This window comes from Clostridium sp. LS (genome assembly GCF_002760435.1).
Lineage (GTDB): Bacteria > Bacillota > Clostridia > Clostridiales > Clostridiaceae > Clostridium.
In genome coordinates, this window is record NZ_AUUU01000055.1 from 1 (window position 1) to 3,520 (window position 3,520).

Sequence of the window (3,520 nt, forward strand, 5' to 3'; positions counted from 1 at the left end):
GCTCATTTTTAAATGCCTTCTGCATAAGAATATTTATTATTTCTGGTGAAGATATCCACATAGAGATTTAGTAAACATGTAGGTGTATTTACATAATAAGTAAAACTACAATATTTGATGCCTGTGGTAAAGAAATCTTTCAATCTTATTCTCAATGCAATGCAACGTTGCGCAAAACATTAGTCTTTCTAGTGAGGTATAATTAAATAAGTAAAATTAGTATTTTATAATTTGTTATATAAATGTGCAGTTGATATCTTATAAGTAAAGTCTTACTCGCAACAAATATCTATAAATTTATAGTTGACTACGTCAAATAAGCCTTTGTCGGTAATTTTTAAATCTGGTATTACTGGCAGTGATAAGAAGGATAAGGTCAAGAATGGATTGAAATTAATGGTTGGCGCTATGAGCTTAATAGCAGAATGAAGCTTATTTAAATCGTCTTTAATTTCATCATATCGTCTATTTGTCATAAGTCCTGCAATTTCAAGCTTTATATGAGCTAAGATTTTTTCATTCTTGACTATAATTATTCCGCCATGCATCTTTTCTAATTCCTTAGCTGCAAATAACATATCTTTGTCATTTGTTCCAGCTAATATCAAATTGTGGGAATCATGGGCGATTGTAGTTCCAATTGCACCTTCTTTGATACCTAAACCATTTAATATTCCTAGGCCTATATTACCAGTAGCTTTATGCCTTTCAATAACAGCAATTTTAATCAAATCATCTTTAAGTGAGCATTCAAAAAAATCATGGTTATTATTTTTTAATGAATCAATATCGGAAGTATTAAGTTTTAAATGAATACTTTCTAACTTGTTAGGAATAATTTTAATTACATTTAGTTTTTCACAATTTTTATTCTTGATATTGATTTTAAAGTTATCTTCGATTAAAGGTGGAAGATTTATTGAATTATCGCAGTAATGTTCCATAGAATCTGTAGTATAATAAGCTGTTGAATTAACAATTGTATTATTACTTACAACAAGCGTACCTTCTTTATAAACCTTATCTATTTCAAATTTTTCTAGGTTATTTAACAATATAAAATCTGCAATATAACCTGGTGCAATTGCTCCTTTATTATTAAGTTTATATAAATTAGAAGGATTAATAGTTGCCATTTGAATAGCTGTTTCAGGTCTCATTCCATTATTAATAGCATAAACTATAGAGTTATTAATAGAGCCATTGGCTGCTATGTCATCAATATGCTTATCATCTGTGCAAAAACAGAATCTATTACTGTTATTTTCAGTTACTGCAGGTAATAATTCCTTTAGGTTTTTAGCTACAGTACCTTCTCTAATTAAAACATACATTCCTCGTCTAATTTTATCAATAGCTTCTTGTGCATTGATACATTCGTGATCAGTTAAAATGTTTGCGCTTCTATAAACATTTGTCATGTTAGAAGTAAAACCCGCACCATGTCCATCAATAACTTTATTATTATTTATAGCGTCTAGAAGCTTGTTAATCATATTTTCTTCACAATTTGATACTGATGGATAATCCATAACTTCGGCTAAACCTAAAACTTTAGGATTCTTATAGAAATTTAGTAAATCGCTAGATAATAGAGCTGCACCGGAATTTTCAAAGCTAGTACCTGGAACGCAGGACGGAAGCATAAAGTATATATCAAAAGGAAGATTTTTTGAAGATTCGAGCATAAATTTTATACCAGCTGTACCCATTACATTTGAAATTTCATGGGGATCTGCAATAGCTGAAGTAATTCCATTTAATATAGCTGATTTGTAGTATTCACTTGGCGTAACTAAGCTTGATTCAATATGACAATGAGAATCAATAAGTCCAGGGCAAATATATTTATTAGTGCCATCAATAACTTCATATGCATCATAATCACCAATACCAACAATATAACCGTCTTTAATACCAATGCTATCGACAAATTTTTCTTTATTAAAAACATCGATTATAGTTACGTTTTTAATAGATAAATCACATTTTATGCTTTCATTTGAAGCTTTAATATGACTTATTAATTTTTCCTTATCCAAAATAATAGCCTCCTTTGCTTTAGTTTAGGCACATTAAAGAAAGTAACTAATCCCAAAATCCTATGATGTAAAATAGGCTCGGAGGATAGAGCTGTTATTTTTTGATTGTGCCTTAAATATGTATTGAATCCATAAAAATATATTTTTTTATTATAATTTACTTTAAGTAAAATTGTCAAAGTTAGTAAAGGATTACTTAATAATAAATATAATTTTTATAGCAATATATTAAAAATTATTTGTTTTATATAATTACTTTTTTAATAATTATATAGGATAAGCATATAAAAAATGCTTATCCTATGTGTTAATTAAATAAATTCTATGGAGGTAGGAGTTGGAATATGTTCAGATTTAATAAATGATAGTATTCCTGTTTCTTGATTAATAGAAAATATAGATATATTATCAGAATTCTCATTGGCACAAAGTAAAAAGTTACCTGTTGGATCTAATTGAAAATCTCTTGGAGAATTTCCTTCGCAAGAATATGTATCAATGAATTCTAGTTTTCCATCAGATGTGTTAATTAAAAATAAGCTTATGGAATTATTACCCCTATCAGAAGTATATAAAAACCTATTATTTTTATGTACACGAATTGCAGCACCTGATTTTTCACCAGTATAGTTTTTAGGTAAACTGCTTAATGTTTGAATGTTTTCAAAAGGCACTTTAACATCACAATTGTACTTAAGAACAAAAATTTCAGAAGTTAACTCACTTAATACGTAATAAAAGGGATTCGATTTTAAATAAGTTATATGTCGAGGTCCGCTTCCAGGAGGAAAGGAGAAACTAATATCATTTTTTTGAATAAGTACATTATCTTCTATAGTGGAAATTATCATCTTATCAATTCCTAAATCAATTGATAAAATATATCTTTCATCTTCCGTAAGTATAGAGCAGTGAATATGAGGCTTTTCTTGTCTTGAAGTGTTTATGCTGGAACCAGAATGACTTCCAGCCATAGGAGAATTTAATATTAAGCCATCTAAAGTATTATAAACAAGCATCTTATTTTCATGATAGTTAGATGAAATCAATAATTGTTTATGGTTATTTATGCTTATATGGCAAGGTTGTTTTTCTTCTAAAAGCATGTAATTAATTAAGTTAAGATGATTTTCTCCATGCAAATACTTAAATGATGCTACACCGGCTTTCTCACCAATTTTACAAGCTGAATAAATAATATGTCTTTCTTTATCAATAGATAAATATGTAGGATTTTCGATTTCATAAGCTAAATTTATTTCTTCTATACATCCTGAACTTGAATTGAAGATGATTTTATAAATCCCTCTGCTTTTATTTTTAGTATAAGTACCAATAAAGGCTATTATTTTATTTTGTTTTATTTCCATTATTAATATGCCTCCTTTAGTTTTTTATATAGATATGAAACATGTTAACTTAATTTATGTGGTAGCTTACCGAAATAATAAATATTTTTGTTACGAAAAACTATGAAA

The 3,520-nt window shown here is 27.9% G+C and carries 2 protein-coding genes; both read right to left on the reverse strand.

The annotated features are described in order from the left end of the window. Positions 1-272 precede the first annotated feature (272 nt). Entirely contained in the window at positions 273-2,042 is a 1,770-nt protein-coding gene (ade, locus tag COL3_RS14330; RefSeq protein ID WP_008425472.1) for an adenine deaminase, read from the reverse strand. Positions 2,043-2,353: 311 nt separating this feature from the next. Further along, positions 2,354-3,412 (reverse strand): beta-propeller fold lactonase family protein, encoded by a 1,059-nt coding sequence (locus COL3_RS14335; protein ID WP_008425473.1) that lies wholly within the window; start codon positions 3,410-3,412, stop codon positions 2,354-2,356. Positions 3,413-3,520 lie beyond the last annotated feature (108 nt).